The organism is Siphonobacter aquaeclarae (assembly GCF_900103285.1).
In the GTDB taxonomy this organism is placed as follows: Bacteria; Bacteroidota; Bacteroidia; order Cytophagales; family Spirosomataceae; genus Siphonobacter; species Siphonobacter aquaeclarae.
In genome coordinates, this window is record NZ_FNGS01000005.1 from 357,417 (window position 1) to 376,039 (window position 18,623).

Genomic DNA, 18,623 nt, shown 5'->3' on the forward strand with positions numbered 1-18,623 from the left:
ATAGAAAGCCGGACTGTGAGGTTGCTATGTCCCCCGAAAAATAATGAAAGTCCACGTACCGCCTGTCACCCGAACCGATCTGGAAAACGCCGCTCTGCCGACGTTAGGGGTTACTGTGGGACTGCTGCTGGCGCAATTGCCGGTATTTCACCCCGTGGCTGGATTTCTGGTAGTAGTAATGCAATGCATGATGAGCGTGCGGGTGAAAGGTACGCCGACGCAGCGCCTGCAAATGCTGGCTTATGTATGGCTGATTCTGATCGGGACTGTGGCGTGGGGGATCGTTGGCGCATGGCATATGGTCAACGCCGCGGTAGGCGTGATCCTGCTCTCGCTCGCACTGACGTACTGGCGGCATTTTTTTCCGGACGACTGGCGTAACATCAATGCGCCGGCCTCGGCGATTTACTTCTTTACGCTGGCGCTGAAGCCGGGCCTGACGGCATTGTATGGCGTTGCGCTGTGCGGCCTGGTCGGCATCGCCCTTCAGGCTATTATGTGGAAGGCGTGGCCTTCGGCCTTTGCGCCGCAATCAGCGCTGGTCCGCCTCAAAAGCCGCAGGGTGCGCAAACGCAAACTACCAGTAGACCTGGAATTGGTCACCAATCTCAAAACAGACCTGTGGCGGTATAACTTACGACTTACTATCTTGTTGATTATCAGTATTTTTATAGTAAATAGAGTACACGCCATGCACGCCTACTGGATTCCGCTGACGGTGATTATTGTCTTGCAGGATAACCACGCCGATACGCTGAAACGCGTCGGCGGGCGGATTCTGGGGACGTTTATCGGCTGTATCATCGGCAGCGCGATTCTGACGCTGCACCCGCAGCCGGTTATTTCCATGCCGCTGCTGATTCTGTGCCTGTTTACGTTCCTGCTGATTGTCAAGCACAACTATCCGGTAGCCTGTATTTTTCTGACGGTATACATCGTGCTGCTTATCGGCCGGTCGTCGACCAACTCCTTTGTCGTTGCATTTGAACGGACTGCGTATACGCTGATGGGAGGGCTATTGGTGCTGATGAGTTCGTGGCTTCTTTTCTGGCGGCGGAAGAAGGCCTGACGGGGAACTTCCCGGGCGGAGAAACCGGTTTCCGTCGGGATGAGGTTATCTTTGCCGCTGAAAAAGTCAAACGAAAACGATGTCTGTATCCATAGCTGAATTTCCCGTTACCGCAAAAAAATTACCCGTCATGGAATCCTTTTATACCCTGCAGGGGGAAGGGTTTCACAACGGTAAAGCCGCATACTTCATTCGGCTGGGCGGGTGTGAAGTAGGATGTCACTGGTGTGATGTGAAGGAAAGCTGGGACGTGAACGCACACCCGTCGTTTGCTGTCACGGAAATCGTGGATGGCGCGCTGGCCTATCCCGGCCGTTTGGCGGTAATAACCGGAGGCGAGCCCTTGATGCATGACCTGGCAGAACTGACTTCGGCGCTTCAGGAAGCCGGATTTCAGACCAACATCGAAACCTCCGGCGTGTATCCCGTCACCGGTTCGTGGGACTGGATCTGCTTTTCTCCGAAAAAATTCAAAGAACCCCATTCCGATATTTATGACAAGGCCAGCGAACTGAAGGTCATTGTGTACAATAAATCTGACTTTGCTTTTGCGGAAGAACATGCAGCACGCGTGTCAGCCGACTGTGTGTTATTGCTTCAGCCGGAGTGGAGTCGCCAGGATTTGATGCTTCCGGAAATTATTGAGTACGTGAAGGACAATCCGAAATGGAGGGTATCGTTACAGACGCACAAATACATGCAGATTCCATGACGTATCGTGTGCCGCGGTCTGCCAGATTCTGGCGGATGTGCGTGTTCGGGTCTACTTTCTTTCTGGCGGTATTGCCGGGAATGGCGCAATCAAAACGGGCAGTAGAATCCTACGAAAAAGGACAGAAAGCCCTTGCCGACCGCAACCTGGCGGAGGCGGGGAGATACTATGCCAAAGCCATCGAACAGGACGCATCCTATGCGGAGGCATACATAAAAATGGGGGAGCTGGCCGTTTTCGACCGAAACATGGACGCCGCGGCAAAGTATTACGAAAAGGCTGTATCTCTCAAACCTGACGCGCCGGAAATCCAGCCGGCGTATAGCTGGCTCGGCAATTACTACCTGCGCGCCGGTCAGTACGAAAAAGCAGCGCCTTTTCTCGAAAAATTCCTCACCCTGCAGGCCGGTATTGCCAAACCAACACCCCTGCAGCGCATCACGGCCAAACGCGTGACGCGGATGCGGGACATTTGTGCATTCGCCTTGCAGGCCATGCAAAAGCCGCTGAAAATAGAGGTACGGCGCTTGCCGGAGACGGTTAACGGCTTTGAATCCCAGTATTTTCCGGTACTGACGGCCGACCGGGAAAACCTGCTTTTTACAGGTATCGAAATAGAGAACGGAGACGAGAGCCTGTACTTGTCGGAGAAGACGCAGGACGGCTGGTCGAAGCCGAAAGCCCTGCCCGCGCCGATCAATACCAGCGAAAACGAAGGTACTGCCAGCCTTTCAGCCGACGGCAGGACGCTCGTTTTTACCGTTTGTCAGAGTCGTCTCAAGCGGGGTTTCGGAAACTGCGATTTATATATAGCCTACCGCGCCGGAAACGAGTGGAGTGAACCTGAAAACCTCGGTCCGGCGATTAATTCGAAAGAATGGGAGTCCCAGCCGACGCTGTCTCCCGACGGGCGGTGGCTGCTGTTTGCTTCTGACCGGCCGGGTGGTATCGGAAAGCGTGATATCTGGATGGCGAGGAAGGATTCAACCGGGCACTGGACGCCCGCAGTGAACGCGGGAGCGGCGATTAATACGACGGAGGACGACGTATCCCCGTTTCTGCACGCCAACGGCCGGACATTGTTTTTCGCATCGGACGGCTGGATCGGCATGGGTGGATTTGATATCTGGATGAGTGATTGGAATGGCAGCGGCTTCAGTGCGCCGGAAAACGTCGGGTATCCGATCAATAATTTTGAAGATCAGTCCGCGCTCTTCATTACTTCTGACGGAAAGAAAGGCCTTTATTCTCAGGAGGAACGCCTGCATCAGGACAGGCGTCAGTCCCGTCTGTGGGAGCTGGACGTCCCGGAAGAACTGACCAAACGTTTCCGAAAGGCCAATGTACTCAAGGGCTTGGTGCGGGAAGCCGGAACCGGTAAACCACTCGCTGCGACCCTGGAACTGGTAAACCTGAAGAGCGGATCAACCGACGCGCTTCTGACCAGCGATGCCCGGACCGGAACGTATACCGCCGTTCTCGCGGAAGGAAACGAGTATGCCGTATTCGTCCAGAAAGCAGGCTATCTCTACAAAAGCCTGACATTTGACTACTCCGGTAGTGGTGGCGACAAAGTACTCAACATCGACCTGGAGCCGGTAAAGAAGGACCGAAGGGAGGTATTGAAGAACGTTTTCTTTGAATCCGGAAAGTGGGACCTTGAACCCAAATCCGAGGCGGAATTACAGAAACTCGTGCGGTTGCTGAACGAAAATCCGGCCATTACCCTGGAGGTTTCCGGCCATACAGACGACGTTGGGGACGACAAAAGTAACCTTGAACTTTCCCTGCGCCGGGCCCGTTCTGTGGGAGATTACCTGATCGCGCACGGGATCGCTGCAACGCGGATTAAAGCTGTAGGACGCGGAGAAACCCAGCCGGTACAGGCCAATACGTCGGAGGAGAACCGTGCATTGAACAGACGCATTGAAGTTAAAATCCTGTAGTGCATTAACCCATTGATTTTCAATTAGTCTCAAATAAATCTTGTCTTTCCGGCCTTTATTGGCAATTTTTGTGTTAGCAACTTTGTTGCAAAGAGGTCGTTATCTCCCGTTTTTCTATGTCATCAGAACATATTCATTGCCTCATTATCGGTTCCGGACCTGCCGGGTATACTGCCGCTATTTATGCAGCACGCGCAGGAATGAAACCGGTGCTATATACCGGCGCCCAGCCGGGTGGTCAGCTGACTACCACTACTGAAGTAGAGAATTTCCCGGGTTATCCGGAAGGTATTACCGGACCGGAAATGATGCAGGACCTTGAAAAACAGGCGCGTCGTTTCGGTACCGAGATTCGGTACGGCCTGGCAACGAAGGTTGATTTTTCCAATCCGCTGGCGAAGAAAGTATGGGTCGATGATGCCCATGAAATCAGCGCCGACGCAGTGATTATTTCAACCGGTGCTTCGGCCAAGTGGCTGGGCCTTCCCGGAGAAGATATTTACAACGGCCGCGGCGTTTCCGCCTGCGCCGTATGCGACGGATTTTTCTACCGCAATCAGGAGGTAGTTGTCGTGGGAGGTGGCGATACCGCCGCCGAAGAAGCCAGCTACCTCGCGAAGCTTTGCAAGAAAGTATACCTCGTGGTACGCCGCGACGAACTCCGTGCTTCGCAGATCATGCAGGCGCGGGTGAAATCCATCCCGAACCTGGAGATTCTCTGGAATACGGAAACCGAGGAGCTTCTCGGAGACGAGAGCGGCCTGACCGGCGCCCGCCTGAAAAACACCGTTACCGGTGAGATCACGGAACTGCCGGTTACCGGCTTTTTCGTCGCCATCGGTCACAAGCCGAACACGGATATTTTCAGAGATTTTATCGACATGGATACTACCGGATACATTCGCACCGTTCCCGGAAGTAGCCGTACCAATGTCCCGGGTGTTTTCGCTTGCGGTGATGCTCAGGACAACGTGTACCGTCAGGCCATCACGGCTGCCGGTACCGGATGTATGGCGGCTTTGGATGCGGAGCGCTGGCTGGCAGAAATTGAAATGCCCGCCGCCGTGGTGGAAGGTTAAGCCGGTAGCAGTACGATACAGACGGCGGGGCTTTCGGAGCCGGAATTCTCTCGAAAGCCCCGCCTTTTTTTGGGGTGCCCGTCTGGCAAAAGCGCCACACCCTGAGAACGTTGAAATAGAGTGTTCACATGACGAAATTTTGGACCGTTATTCTCGTTGGAGGTCTCTGCCTTTCCTTTCATCCGGAAAGCTTTGCGCAGCGGGAAAAAGGGCTCTTCAAGAAAGCACCCAGTATTAAGCCAAAGTCATCTCCCGAAAAAAAGAAGGCGGGGAATGAGTTTGAACTGGAGGAAGAAGCTACCCCCAAGCTTCGGTTTTCGGAACAGCTGGAGCCTAAAAAACCGCTGAATCCGGTTGTCAGCAACATGGATACGACGAAAATCGACGACAAGACCGAGCCGCTTCCGCTGGAAACGGAAGAGCAGGTGTTCGACGATTCCTCGGGTGTCTGGGTTACCACACACCGGTATTTCGCGATCTGGGATCCGAATACGATCGATCCCTATAACATCAATCCCCTCGAATTCGACGAAACGATAGACCTGCAGTTGTACGACGAAGCCAAGAAGCAATTCTGGGCTGCGCCGCTCGAAAAGGGGCTTTTGACGTCACAGTTCGGCCGGCGGTGGGGCCGGTGGCACAGCGGGGTCGATCTGGATCTTGATACCGGAGACCCGGTCTATGCCGCGTTTGACGGACAGGTCCGGGTGGTGAGCGTTGACGGCGGCGGGTATGGAAAGTACATCGTCGTGCGGCATTACAACGGGCTTGAAACCTTGTACGGGCACTTGTCGGGCCAGCTGGTTTCATCCGGGCAGTTTGTCAAGGCCGGCGAAAAAATCGGCCTTGGCGGGAGTACCGGGCGCAGTACCGGACCTCACCTGCACTACGAAACCCGGTACGAAGGCAATCCCTTCAATCCGCTGGAACTCTATAAGTTTCCGGAAAATGCCCTGAAATCGGATCATTACATTCTGACGGCGCACGTATGGGATTACCTGCGTGGCGGCCGTCTGCAATACGAATACAAAACCGGCGAAAAGTCCCGCCAATTCCGTCAGGTACGCTGGTACCGGGTTCGGAAAGGTGACACGCTGTCGGAAATTGCGCACCGTACCGGCACCACGATCACGGCGCTCAAACGCCTGAACGGCCTGCGCGGAAGCGCCCTCAGCATCGGCAAGAAGCTGAGAGTGAAGTAATCAGAACAACCGGATGGAGGAGAAGTCCCGAAAGGGGCTTCTCTTGCCGTTTTCTCCCTGAACGAATTATCAATCCGGGCTGCTATGCCCGACAGGTCATGAAGAATGTCTTTTTTTCGTACGCTGTTTCTCCTTTCCGGAATTACGCTTGTTGCTTTTCCCGCCATTGCGCAGGAGCGGGGCGTCTTCCGGAAAACGCCCTCCATTAAAGCCATCCGTAAACCGGCGCCGCGCAAAATAGTACGCGATTCCGTTCCGGGAGTGCGGTCAATGAATGAATTCCAGCCGCTGAAGCCGGGAAGTCCGACAACCCGCAGCGCCGTTGATACGTTGAATGACGCCCAACTGGAAACCGACCAGTTCGTGGTCGAAACCCGGCAGGAAATACGTCCCCGCGATTCGGAATCCTGGGCACGGGTAAGCGAGCACTTCCGGATATGGGACGAACACCACGTCAACCCTTATGGGTATGACATCCGGAACTTTAACGACCTCATCAGCATTCAGCTTTATGACTCCACGAAACAGCAGTACTGGTCGGTACCGATGGATAAGAATATTCCCACCTCGGTATTCGGCTGGCGGCAAATCCGCTGGCACAAGGGGATAGACCTGGATCTGGTCACCGGAGACCCCGTTCGGGCGGCGTTTGATGGTCAGGTTCGCGTAGTTAGTTACGAAGGTCGTGGCTTTGGAAGGTATGTTGTCGTCCGTCATTACAACGGATTAGAGACGGTTTACGGACATTTATCGAAACAATTGGTTGTTCCCCGTCAGGAAGTTAAGGCAGGTGATGTCATTGGCAGGGGAGGTAATACGGGGCGAAGCACCGGTTCTCACCTCCACTTTGAAATCCGGTACGAAGGCTATCCCTTCAACCCGCTGGAGATCTTTGCTTTTCCGGAAAACTATATCCGAAGTGATACCTATTTGCTGACGCCGCGGGTGTTCAGTTACATCACCGGAAAGAAATTTGAGCCGCTGACAGCGGCCGACCAGCAGGAGGAAGGTGACTCGGACGAAGAGATCGAATACCGGGAAACCGACTGGTATGCTGTCAAAAAAGGCGATACGCTGGACGAGATTTCCCGTCGTTCGGGTATTTCCATCGCCCGTATCAAAGAATTAAACGGATTACGTACAACACGCTTACAAATCGGACAGAAATTACGATTGCGCTAATGAAACTGGATATCCTTGTGCTGGCCGCTCACCCGGACGATGCAGAAATGTCGTGCGGCGGGACCCTGGCCCGCGAAATTGCCAATGGAAAGAAAGTCGGTATTGTTGACTTCACCCGGGGTGAACTCGGTACCCGGGGCACGCCCGAAATCCGCCTGCAGGAGGCCGAAGAAGCCGGCCGGGTTCTGGGGATTTCCGCCCGCGAAAACCTCGGATTCCGCGATGGGTTCTTCGTCAACGACGAAGCTCATCAGTTAAAAGTAGTAGAGGTTATCCGCCGGTATCAGCCGGATTTGCTCATCGCCAATGCCATTGACGACCGTCACCCTGACCACGGAAAGGGAGCAGCGCTGGCAGAAACAGCGCATTTTCTGAGTGGTCTCCGTCGCATTGAAACCTTCGAACCCGACGGTACACCGCAACAGCCCTGGCGTGCCCGGCAGGTATTTCACTACATTCAGGACCGGTATATCAAGCCGGATATTGTTGTGGATATCAGCGAGTTCTGGGAAAAGAAGGTGGAAAGCGTCAAGGCTTACCGCAGCCAGTTTTACAACCCGGAAAGCGGCGAGCCCACGTCTTATATCTCCAGCAAAGCATTTTTCGATTTCCTGATTGCGCGGTGGCGGGAAACCGGCCACCAGATCGGTGCTGAATTCGGGGAAGGGTTTACGAGCTACCGGCAGCTGGGAACGGATAGTCTGTTCTCACTGAAATAATGTCTGTGTATTCTGTGCTTTCTGTGAGAATATATTTTTTTTTTCTCACAGAAAGCACAGAATACACAGAAAATAAGAAAGGGGCTGTCTCATGCAGGTGAGGCAGCCCCTTTGCTGTTCGGGAGAACCGGTTTCAGGAAAGAACGACGGACGTCATGGTCAGTGAGCCGCCGACGGCCTTGTCATTAAAAAACCGAACATCATCTCCCTTCTGCTGCAATCCTAGTGTGTACAGCAGCGGATAATAGTGGTCAGGTGTAGGAATTGCCAGTCGTACGGCCGGACCGAGTCGCTCGTACTCGATCAAAGCCTGATGCTCGTGCTGGCGTATGTGTTTTTTGAACGTTTCGTTTATCTCGTTTGCCCAGTCGAACCCGAATTCCGGTTCCTGAAGGCGATCCCAGGCAACCATTCTCAGGTTGTGGACCATATTCCCCGATCCGATGATCAAAACGCCCTTTTTGCGCAACGCTTCCAGCTCTTTCGCCAGCGCATAGTGATAGGAGGCAGGTTTCGCATAGTCAATGCTTAACTGAAGAACCGGGATATTGGCCTCAGGATACATGTGACGGACGATCGACCATGTGCCGTGATCGAGGCCCCAATCGTGGTCAAGGCCAACATTGGTACTATGAATCAACGATTTTGTTTCCTGGGCGAGAGCCGGATCGCCGGGCGCCGGGTATTCCACTTCAAATAACTCCCTCGGAAATCCCCGGAAATCGTGAATCGTCTGCGGATGATCCATCGCCGTGACATGGGTCCCGTTGGTCAGCCAGTGCGCCGAAATCACCAATACGGCCGTCGGCCGGGGAAGTTCTTTCCCCAGATCGTGCCAGTTCTGGCTAAATACATTATCTTCAATCCCGTTCATCGGCGAACCGTGCCCGATAAACAGGACCGGCATCCGGTCAGTTGCACCGAGTGCGTCCGTGGTCTGTTTAAGCGTGTGCAGATTCATATAAGTCTATTCTGTTAAGGACGGCTGGCCGCCTGACAAAGTTACCAAATTACTTGTTTGTACATTTAATGTATAAACATTATTTACAGGAAAACATTCATTCCCGGAAATGAAAATTGGTATTGAAGCTCAACGACTGTTCCGTCCGGCCAAGTACGGTGTAGAATGGATCACACTTGAGTTGATACATGCCCTTCAGAAGATCGACCGCCGGAACGATTACTTTATTTTTGTTAAACCGGACGAAGACAGGTCCTGTTATACACCGGCGTCCAACTTCCATATCACCGAAATTCCGGCCTACAATTCCATGCACTGGGAGCAGATACAGCTGCCGCGGTACATGCGCCGGTTCCGGATCAATTTGCTGCATTGCACCGGGAATACAGCGCCTGTGCGCCGGGATATTCCGTTGGTACTGACCCTGCACGACGTACTTTTCATGGACGAAAAGGCGAAAATGGCTACCCGCTATCAGCAGCTCGGCAGCCGGTACAAGCGTTGGATTGTCCCGCGAATTGTCGAGCAGTCCGATTGCATCATTACCGGTTCAGCGGTAGAGCGGAATCATATTCTTCAAAAGTTTCCGGAGATCGATGCGGGTACCGTAAAGGTTATAGCCGGCGGAGCGGGGGAGGTCTTCCGCACCGGTCGCCCGGAGCCTCCGTTTACGACGCCCTATTTCTTCTTTCTCGGCAGTACGGACCCCAAACGGAATACGGCAAATGTGCTGGAAGCGTTCGCGCAGGTCGCCGACGAATACCCGGAAGTAAGCCTGGTAGTAGCGGACATCACCCGCGGTTATCTGGAGGAGGTACTCGCCGAAATCGGTCGTAAGGCACTGATCCGCCGGATTTTGATCTCGGAGTATATTCCGAGAGACCAGCTTCCTTCCATCTACCGAAGCGCGTCTCTGTTTCTGTATCCTTCCCTGCGTGATAGTTTCGGTTTGCCGGTGTTGGAAGCGATGGCTTCCGGCGTCCCGGTGATTGCCTCCAATCACTCCGTGATGCATGAAATTACGGCCAATGCGGCGCTGCTGGTGGATCCCTCGCAGCCTTCGGCCATCGCTGCGGCGATCCGGGAGGTCTATAGCAATCGCGCGCTCGCTGACGGGCTGATCCGCCGGGGCATCGAGGGCGCGGAAGCTTTTTCCTGGGAGACCGCCGCCCGGCAATTACTGGACATTTACGAATCCTTCAAATAAAAACGGCTGCCTGGTAAAGGGCAGCCGTCTCACTACTTTTCTGTGTATTCTGTGCTTTCTGTGAGAAAAAAGAAAAGTATGTTCACACAGAAAGCACAGAATACACAGACATTTATTTGCGGAGGAATGCCGTTGCACACCAGAGCAGGGGCGCCTGACCATGAAGGTCGCCAGTCACGCGTTTGCGGTCGAGGTAGTATTGGTGATCATTTTTCTTATTCGTCCCCTCGCATACTTCCCGGATATCCGATTGCTCGTTGAGGTACGTAATCAACCGCAGCCACGCCTTCCGGGCGGCAGGGCCGTAGGTTTTGGCATCGAGCCAGCCTTCTTTCACACCGGTTACGAAAGCAAAGGTGAACATACCGGTGGAAGACGTCTCAGGCCAGGAATTCGGGTCATCGATCAGCTGGTGCCACATCCCGTCGGCGTCCTGGTATTTCAGTAACGACGCCATCATCGTGTGATAACCTTTGAGAATACGCGGTCGGGCGGGATGGTCCTTCGGCATCGACCGCAGGAGTTCAGACATACCGGCGGCCATCCAGCCGTCGCCGCGGCCCCAGAAGTACGGGACGTCCGGCGCGTGGTAGAAGAGTCCGTTGGCTTGCTGCAATTCGTCGAGATAGGCAACCATTTCGGTTGCGGCGCGGTCGAGGTAGGTTTTGTCTTTGGTTGCGCGATAGGCCTGCGTCTGAAGAGCAGTAATCATGTACATATCGTCGATCCAGAAACGGGTATGCCAGCTGAGTCCTTTGTCGAGCCAGGGCAGGATAGCGGGCAGGATTTTTTTGACCTGCTCACGAGATGGTTTGCCCCACTGTTCATCGGCAATGCGTTGACCAAGTGTCAGGTATCGCTTGTCTCCCGTTTGCTGGAACAGCTCAAGCGGCACAGATCCGAAAACAGCGTAATCCACATTGAGTACCGGCGGAATGAGATTCTCTTCGGCACCGAAAAGCGGTTCAAACCGTTCGGCCAGTTGGGTATTGAGTGCCTTGTTTCCGGCGAGCCGGGTGAACGTTAATGCGCCGAGCCAGGTACAGGTTTCCGGGTAAGTAATGAATTTGGGTGGCCCGGGACGGTTGAAATTGGTATGCGGGGTGGCGATAAAGCGCTCGGTTACCCGTGTACCGATTTCAGTCGGCGAAGTACCCTTCGGCCAGCGGGAAAAGTAAGATTGGGCGAAGGCGCCCGTTGAAGCGAGCACCAGGAGCGGGAGGATGAGTTTTTTCATGCAGAATAGAGGTTCCGCTGAAAGACCGATTCCATTGCTCGATTCCCTTAAAAAGAAAAGGCGCAGCGATAACTGCTGCGCCCTGATCGTCAGGGGGAAAGGCGTTCGATCCGCCAGTCTCCATCGCGTGTATATGCGACGCGGTCATGCAGACGGGAAGGTCTTCCCTGCCAGAACTCAACATATGTCGGCGTCAGGCGGTACCCCCCCCAGTGAGGCGGCCGGGGAACGGTCTGCCCGGCAAAACGTTCTTCCAGTTCTTTCTCCCGCTCTTCGAGCCAGGTCCGGTCGGGAATGACGGTACTCTGCGCTGACGCCCAGGCGCCCATCTGGCTTCCGCGGGGACGTACGGCAAAATACTGATCTGATTCTTCGGGAGAAACGAAACCGACGGGACCTTCGATCCGGATTTGACGCTCGAGCTCCGGCCAGAAAAAAGTGAGTGCCGCCTGGGGGTGGGCCAGGAGATCGTGACCCTTCCGGCTTTCATAGTTGGTGTACCAGGTAAAGCCCGTGTCGACGCCTTTCAGGAGGACGATGCGGCCGGAAAGACGGCCGTCGGCTGATAGGGTCGACAAATGCATGGCGTTCGGTTCGGCGATAACGGAAGCACGCGCTTCTTCAAACCATTTTTCGAACTGCCGGAGCGGGTCCGGAAGCACGTCGGAAGGATCAAGGCTACCGCGTGAGTAGTTTTCACGCAGGGCGGACAAATCAAGAGTAGGAGCTGACATGGCTTATCTGATTGGCAGGTGGCCGGTAAATAATCGCCAAAAGTAAAATAACCCGCGTTTTCCGATAAAAATACCATTGAAAAAAGCGGGAATAGTCTGATCGGCGCAGGCCGTGGCGAATTTCTTCTATTTTTGCCTTTCCAATCAATGGGTAACGCATTTAAGATGATTGACGAGAACCAACTGACCCCAGGGCAAACTCCAGAAGAAAAGCCCGCCGATGACGCTGCATCTGCGAAGGCCGCCGAAGGTCAGCCTGAACAGGAAGCGACAGAGAGTACCGGATCACAGGAAGTAGCGGCGGAAGGGGAAGTCCCTGAAGTAGTAGCCGAAGAAGCACCCGCGGAGGAAACGCCGGCGGAGGAGCCGGTTGTAGCCGAACAGGCCGCAGCGCCGGCTGAGGCTGCTCCGGAAGAAGCGCCTGCTGCGGCCCCGGTTGAAACGGAAGCACCTGCAGTGTCAGAGCAGGCCGAACAGGCAGAGGAAGAGCTGTCAGAGCATCCCGATTATTCAAGTCTTTCGAAGGCTGAGTTGACGTCCCTGCTGGAAAACACACTTCAAAGCGTGCGTGACGGCGCTCCGGACCTCAAATCGGTTGACGTACTCCTGCGGGAAGTAAAACCTGTCGTCGATCATCTCAAAGTAGCCGAACGTCAGGAGGCCCTGCAGAAGTTTATCGCCGAAGGCGGCGATGAAGACGGTTTCTCTTTCAAGGGAGATACCCTGACGCAGAAGCTGGATCAGCTTTTCGGCCAGATCCGTTCCGAACGTAACAAGCAATTCCAGCAGGCAGAAAAGGCCCGGGAGGATAATTTCGCCCGGAAGACCGAACTGCTCAACAAACTGCGTGAGCTCGTCGAAAACGAGGAAAAGAGCGGCGCCGGTGAGAAAAGCTGGGATACGTTCAAGCAGATTCAAAGCGACTGGAAGGCCGCCGGGAATATTCCTTCGGCGCATAACAATACCCTGTGGCAGACCTACCATGCGCTGGTAGACCGCTACTTCAACAACCGCAATATCTATTTCGAACTCAAGGAGCTGGACCGGAAGCGGAACATGCAGCAGAAGATCGAAATGATCGAGCGCGTGGAAAAGACCGTCGCAACCGTAACCGGCGGCGAGGCTGTTTCCGGCAAAATGCTGGACGAAGCCAACGAGCTTTTCGAGGAATTCAAGCACATCGGCCCGGCGCCCCGGGAGGTAAACGAAGAACTCTGGCGCCGCTTTAAAACGGCGTTGGATGTACTCTACGGCAAGAAACGCGAGCAAAACGAAACACAGCGCGGTCAGGCGGAAGAGATTTTCAAACTGAAACAGGAAATCGCCGCCCTCGCCGAGACCTTTACGACGTTCCATTCCAGCTCAATCAACGAGTGGAACGACAAGACGAAAGCACTGCTTGCCGTGCAGGATCAGTGGAATGCCGTAAAAGGCCCGCTGCCCCGTGAGAAAGGCCGGGAAATCAGCCAGAAATTCTGGGGAGATATCAAAACCTTCTTCCGGAATAAAGGCGAGTTTTTCCGTCAGCTTGAAGCCAAGCGTGAGGAAAACCTCAAGCAGAAAACGGCCCTTTGCGAGCAGGCGGAAGCGCTGCTGGAAAGCGGCGACGATTCGGCGGAGGCTACCAATACAGTAATCGAGTTGCAGCGCCGGTGGAAGTCCATTGGACACGTCCCGGAGAAAATGCGTGACAAGATTTTTGATCGTTTCAAGACAGCATGTGATGCGTTTTTCGACAGAAAGCGTAACAAAAATGCTGGCGTCGAGCGCGAATACGAAGAAAACCTGGCGAAGAAGAAAGCGTTGTGTGACGAGATCGAGAACGAAGCCAAATCCGGCGAGCCTGACCTCGAAAAACTCAATGCCTTCAAGGCTCGCTGGAGCGAGATCGGCTTTGTACCCCGGAAGGAGATGCAGAACATCCAGCAGCGCTACATCAAGGCGGTGAATACGTTCGTCTCGGCGATGGGTAAGCTGAGCGCGCATGAGAAGGAGCAGATCGTCCTTGAAAGCGAAGTCGAAATGGTGAAGAGCGAAAAGGGCCGTGGCGGAAACGTGGATCTTCGCGGACGGGAAAACGACATCCGTCGGAAAATCCGTACCCTCGAAGACGAAATCGCCCAGTTGGAGAACAACCTTGCCTTCTTCGCCCGCTCGAAAAACGCCGACAAGATCAAAGGCGATTTCGAAAAGCGCATCGAGAAATCGAAAAAAGAACTCGAGCAACTGCAGCACCAGCTTCGGGTGGTGCGGGAAGCAGAAGATCAGGAATAAACGAAAGCCCGGCCAGTCGGCCGGGCTTTTTGTTTGTTCTTATTTTAAGGGGTTGGAATTAATAACTATTTCGTAGGACTTCTTCCAGCTTGCTTTAATGAAATAGGTGTAGGTAAATTCGCTATAAGGAGGGTTTTGCCCGACTATTATCAGAAAAACCTACACACAGATGACACATTTAATCCTTTTCCGAAAATTACTTTATTCGCTACTTTTCTGTTGTATATCGGCATGGTTATGGTCTTGTGCTTCGTCTGGCAACAGAGTAACTCGGTCGGGTCGAAATCCGGACTATGTGATTCACCATAAGCTGCTTGTTATAACGCCGCTTGAAGTGTACGAGAGCCGAACAATGTTACAACGCTATAGAAATATTCCTGTCGGGGATACTGTGGATGTTATTCTCCGGGAGAATGAGGAGATTTCACCTGCAACAAATGATGTGTATTATAAGAGGTTCAAGCTTAGCGTATGGGGGCTCGGATCTCGGACGTCAACGGTATTCAGCCAAAAATTCGAAAAGAATGATATAGAGTCAGAGTTTCAAAATCGTATTAACATATCGCCCGGCGTTTATCCTCTATATGCAGCTAGCGAAAAGATAACGAAAGAAGATTATACTCAGAAGGTTCTCGAAGAACAGGATAAAATTCTTCGGTCTTCTAATGTTGTCGAATACACACTTCTTGTTACCTCTCCAATAGAAGTTTATATGTCAGAGAATCAAACAAGCAATATTTATAAAGTAATTCCAGTCAAGGACACTATCCGTGTATTACTCTTCGAAAAAAGCCGTCTGTCAGCTGCGCAAACTCGAGTTAGATATAAGAATCTTGATGTATATGTATATGGCTGCGGAATCCGAACCAAGGAAATCAGCCGTCACACCATGATTTACGGCGAATACTTACAACGAGAAAAAAAAAGGCCTCTTAGCCTATTTTTATATCCCTCTGATGAAGTGGAGTATAAAAGAGATTCATACGGGGTTAGCAGAGCTTATTTACAGAATAATACAAAGGCTGCGGTTACAGGAAGTTCGAATTCAGGATATTCGGGAGGAACCCGGTACTCTACACCAACAACTGGGGCTACTATCCATACCGGGCCCAGAGGAGGGCAATATTATTACAACTCCAAAGGAAACAAGACATATGTTCGCAGGAAGTAATTTTTCGAACTAAATTCTAATTTATACGAAAGCCCGGCCGACTGGCTGGGCTTTTTGATGCATTCACCCTCAGTCAATTACAAAAAAGTAGCACAAATTTCCGGTAGTTTGCTTGACAAGGGGGTATGAAAACCCTAATTTTGCGGCACGTTAAGGGAAAAAACATCCCGGAAACGAAGAGGCCTCCTTAGCTCAGCTGGTAGAGCAACTGACTTGTAATCAGTAGGTCGTTGGTTCGATCCCGACAGGGGGCTCTTGAAAACAAAAGGTTACGATGTGAGTCGTAACCTTTTTTGTTTTGGGTAACCCACAAACTCGCCCACATTCGAGTAAGTATCGTCTCCTATCGACATATCCCAAAACTCAGCGCCAGCAACTCCCCCGTAGCCCCGGGCTCCACCCTCAGCACCAAATCCTTTCTCTGGGCCGGATCAATAGTAGCACCTTTCAACCGGACGTCGGCATATTTCCAGGCTTCTGTAAATTGACTGCGTGTTTCCTGCGCTTCCTTTGATTTCCCCTGGGCGACGAGGCTTTCGGCCAGTCCATTCAGCGCAAATCCGTTCTTCGGCCACTGTACGAGATCTTCCCGGAACGTGCGTTCGGCGTTGACCTGATCACCGCTTTGGAGATAAAGGGAACCCAGTATATGCCGGACAGAGAAGAACCAATCCGGCGGCTCGTTATAGCGGAGGCCATCTTCAACCGCGATTGCATCCCTTAGCAGCGGAATGGCTTTTGCCGTATTGCCTTTCTTTTGAAGTATCTCCGCTTCCAGTACCGCAGAGGCAATCCGGCAGACATCAGCCGCTTTATTAATTCCCCAGATCATCTGACGCTGTATAACCGGCGATTGGGTCAACCGGCGAAGGGCCTGTAATTCCTGGACCGCCGCTGCCGGTCGACCAAGGCCTGAATAGGCCATCCCCCGGGCATAATGACGAATTGCCGCCGGATAGGCAAGACCGGTATCGGGCTCCGGAAGCGATAGTATCTTCTCCCACTGCGCGAACTTCACCAGAATGTGATCCGGTATCGTCAGGTAATGCTGAACCGTTTCATAACCGGGTTTGTGATAGTATTGCCTGTCGACCAGGCTCGCGGCCTTGAATGCCGCTTCGATGGAACGGGCCGCCCGGCCCTCCAGCGCGGTTGTCGCCGCGAGAAAATGGTAATTATGCGTGTAGTACAGCTGAGGATAATATCCCTGCGCCTGGCATTCGGCGACGTACGCACTGTCCGCTTGAACGGCCTCCTCGTTCGAAAGCGAGCCTGCGTGGTAGTCGCCGGTGTTGATGTAAATGTGAGACGGCATATGCACCAGATGACCGGCGGCAGGCACGAGCGTCTTGAGGCGGTCAGCGCTTTTTAATGCACCCGTGAAATCGCTTCCCGCTTCCGTCGCATGCAGGTACAGGTGGTGTGCGAGCGGATTTTCGGGATCGGCAACCAGAATCTTCTCGAGCAGGGTGAGGATTTCCGGCGTCCAGGGGCGCGGTTTTCCGCCTTTTCGTTCGTAAAAATCCCAGGCGTGGGCATTCATCAGCGATTCAGCGTACAAGGTGGCAACAAAGCTGTTACCCTGGTATTTCTCATATGCTTCTTTCAGCGCGGTGATGAATCCCTCCGGATTATAGGCAGCGCTGTCTGCCGGAAACGCAATGCGCGACGCCCGTATGAGTGCCTGTTCCCAAGCCGACGCCTGGCTACTATGGCGCTCGGCACGTACAAGCGCGTCCTGCAGGTCCTGGTTTGTCCCGAGGTTATTCGCCGAATTCAAATTCGGTCCGAGTACATATGCGATTCCCCAGTACCCCATGGCAAAGGAGGTATCGAGCCGTACGGCTTCCCGGAAAGAGCGTTCGGCTTCTCCGTGATTAAAGCCGTTAGCGAGGATAATACCCTGGTTGAAAAACCGGTGGGCGGCATCCGATGCAGTTGTTACCGGAACCGTGTAATTTCCCAACCCCTTCAGCAAAGGGGCTTTGAATGACGGCTGCCTGTCTCCGCATTGAAGACAGGTCAGCAGAATGCAGAAAATCCAACCTCGAAATGCGCTCATAGGTGTGCCGTGAGTAGTGTAGGGAGATCAGAATAGGTCTCATCCGGTCTACGGTGATGGCCGGTCGGGAAGGTGGAAAGCGATTCGTAGTTACCGATATTTTTCCTGATAATCAATAAATTATGAGTAATCGGCAACGATCAGGCGGGAAGGTGCAATATTCCTCATCCAATGCCTGGACTTTATACGGAATTTGCTCCGCTTATCCGGACAAGTCATGAAGTCTTGTCCGGACACCACACCTTGCAGGCAGCTAACCATTCTTCGAAAATGACGACGGTACGTATACTCTTGTTTTGGGGCCTGACGGTCTGCCTACTTGTTCTGGCCTCAGCCGTATTTCCGGCGCAGGAGGTTCTCTCCATAGGTTCGGCCGCTTTGCTCACCCTGCTGCTGACCGTGGTGTTTGCCCGATGGGAGCGGGTGCCGCTGGCAAGTCTCGGCGTTGTTCCGCAGGCGGCATCGCTCCGGCCGTTCGGCGCAGGACTTCTGATCGGGGCTTGTCTGGTACTCTTTCAGGAAATGGTCCTCGGTTTGTCGGGAATAGCGTCGCTGACCTTTCGGGGCGCCATACCGGCGGCAATTTTGAGCAAATTGGTCTTGTATAGCCTCGTAGCCTGGCGGGAGGAACTGGCTTTCCGCGGATATCCCCTGCGCAGGCTGGTGGATTCGAACGGCATCCCATATGCCTTTACCGTATTGGCGGCCTTGTTCAGCCTTGAGCACGTCTGGGGCGGCATGGCCTGGTGGCAGGCATTGTTTGGCGTCGGAGTCGCTGCCCTTTTGTTTATGACGGCGGCCATCCGTACCGGAGGAATCGCCATGCCGCTCGGCATACACCTGATCTGGAATTTCGGGCAGTGGGCGTTTGGCCAGAAGGATGGCAAAGGAATCTGGCAATGGCATGTTTTGCCCGGAAACGAACCGGCCGCAGAGCAATGGGGCTATGCAGCCTACTTCGTCGCTTACGGACTCGCGATTGTATGGTTGTGGAAATACCCCCGGAGATAGGTTTCTCAGCATGCCTGCTAAACCTCGGGAAACCCCAACAATCATTCATCTTTCGGC

Annotated in this window: 15 protein-coding genes and 1 tRNA gene; 12 read left to right on the forward strand and 4 right to left on the reverse strand. The window is 53.4% G+C overall.

From position 1 onward, the window contains the following. The first annotated feature begins 43 nt into the window (after window positions 1-43). From BLR09_RS14640 to bshB1, 7 genes are all read left to right on the forward strand, one after another. Window positions 44-1,069 (forward strand): FUSC family protein, encoded by a 1,026-nt coding sequence (locus BLR09_RS14640; RefSeq protein ID WP_093203652.1) that lies wholly within the window; start codon window positions 44-46, stop codon window positions 1,067-1,069. A 130-nt stretch (window positions 1,070-1,199) separates the two neighbouring features. After that, window positions 1,200-1,781 (forward strand): 7-carboxy-7-deazaguanine synthase QueE, encoded by a 582-nt coding sequence (locus tag BLR09_RS14645; protein ID WP_093204250.1) that lies wholly within the window; start codon window positions 1,200-1,202, stop codon window positions 1,779-1,781. After that, window positions 1,778-3,727: an OmpA family protein gene (locus tag BLR09_RS14650; protein WP_176785557.1), complete on the forward strand. Its 1,950-nt coding sequence runs from the start codon at window positions 1,778-1,780 to the stop codon at window positions 3,725-3,727. Before BLR09_RS14645 ends, BLR09_RS14650 begins: the two co-directional genes overlap by 4 nt. Before the next feature lie 116 nt (window positions 3,728-3,843). Then, window positions 3,844-4,806, forward strand: a complete 963-nt coding sequence (gene trxB / locus BLR09_RS14655; protein ID WP_093203657.1) for a thioredoxin-disulfide reductase — start codon at window positions 3,844-3,846, stop codon at window positions 4,804-4,806. Window positions 4,807-4,934: 128 nt separating this feature from the next. Continuing rightward, complete coding sequence (locus BLR09_RS14660) at window positions 4,935-6,008, forward strand: peptidoglycan DD-metalloendopeptidase family protein (protein WP_093203660.1); 1,074 nt, start codon at window positions 4,935-4,937, stop codon at window positions 6,006-6,008. Between the two features lie 105 nt (window positions 6,009-6,113). Further along, entirely contained in the window at window positions 6,114-7,190 is a 1,077-nt protein-coding gene (locus BLR09_RS14665) for a peptidoglycan DD-metalloendopeptidase family protein (RefSeq protein WP_093203663.1), read from the forward strand. After that, a complete protein-coding gene (bshB1, locus tag BLR09_RS14670) occupies window positions 7,190-7,909 on the forward strand; it encodes a bacillithiol biosynthesis deacetylase BshB1 (protein ID WP_093203666.1) in 720 nt (239 codons plus the stop codon). The genes BLR09_RS14665 and bshB1 overlap by 1 nt, the downstream gene beginning before the upstream one ends. 133 nt (window positions 7,910-8,042) lie before the next feature. On the opposite strand, the gene ygiD is transcribed toward bshB1, so the two are convergent. Beyond that, window positions 8,043-8,870, reverse strand: coding sequence for a 4,5-DOPA-extradiol-dioxygenase (ygiD, locus tag BLR09_RS14675; RefSeq protein WP_093203669.1), 828 nt, complete (start codon window positions 8,868-8,870; stop codon window positions 8,043-8,045). A gap of 109 nt (window positions 8,871-8,979) precedes the next feature. On the opposite strand from ygiD, the gene BLR09_RS14680 reads away from it, so the two are divergent. Beyond that, on the forward strand, window positions 8,980-10,077 hold the full coding sequence (locus BLR09_RS14680) for a glycosyltransferase family 4 protein (RefSeq protein WP_093203671.1): 1,098 nt from the start codon (window positions 8,980-8,982) through the stop codon (window positions 10,075-10,077). A gap of 112 nt (window positions 10,078-10,189) precedes the next feature. Here BLR09_RS14680 and BLR09_RS14685 read toward each other — a convergent pair whose 3' ends face one another. Together BLR09_RS14685 and pdxH are read right to left on the reverse strand one after the other, a co-directional pair. Beyond that, window positions 10,190-11,314 carry a glycoside hydrolase family 88/105 protein gene (locus BLR09_RS14685; RefSeq protein ID WP_093203674.1) on the reverse strand — a complete coding sequence of 375 codons (1,125 nt, stop codon included), beginning with the start codon at window positions 11,312-11,314 and terminating at the stop codon, window positions 10,190-10,192. 89 nt (window positions 11,315-11,403) lie between these two features. Then, window positions 11,404-12,048, reverse strand: a complete 645-nt coding sequence (gene pdxH / locus BLR09_RS14690) for a pyridoxamine 5'-phosphate oxidase (RefSeq protein ID WP_093203677.1) — start codon at window positions 12,046-12,048, stop codon at window positions 11,404-11,406. A 165-nt stretch (window positions 12,049-12,213) separates the two neighbouring features. Here pdxH and BLR09_RS14695 point away from each other — a divergent pair, with 165 nt between their 5' ends. From BLR09_RS14695 to BLR09_RS14705, 3 genes are all read left to right on the forward strand, one after another. Continuing rightward, window positions 12,214-14,322, forward strand: coding sequence for a DUF349 domain-containing protein (locus tag BLR09_RS14695; RefSeq protein ID WP_093203680.1), 2,109 nt, complete (start codon window positions 12,214-12,216; stop codon window positions 14,320-14,322). Window positions 14,323-14,674: 352 nt separating this feature from the next. Continuing rightward, a complete protein-coding gene (locus tag BLR09_RS25310; RefSeq protein ID WP_143011099.1) occupies window positions 14,675-15,493 on the forward strand; it encodes a hypothetical protein in 819 nt (272 codons plus the stop codon). Between the two features lie 181 nt (window positions 15,494-15,674). Continuing rightward, a tRNA-Thr gene (locus BLR09_RS14705) sits at window positions 15,675-15,747 on the forward strand. Window positions 15,748-15,836: 89 nt separating this feature from the next. On the opposite strand, the gene BLR09_RS14710 is transcribed toward BLR09_RS14705, so the two are convergent. Further along, entirely contained in the window at window positions 15,837-17,555 is a 1,719-nt protein-coding gene (locus BLR09_RS14710) for a tetratricopeptide repeat protein (RefSeq protein WP_143011100.1), read from the reverse strand. 270 nt (window positions 17,556-17,825) lie between these two features. Between BLR09_RS14710 and BLR09_RS14715 the strand changes: the two genes are divergently transcribed. Further along, window positions 17,826-18,566, forward strand: coding sequence for a CPBP family intramembrane glutamic endopeptidase (locus BLR09_RS14715; protein ID WP_176785558.1), 741 nt, complete (start codon window positions 17,826-17,828; stop codon window positions 18,564-18,566). The last annotated feature ends 57 nt before the right edge of the window (window positions 18,567-18,623 follow it).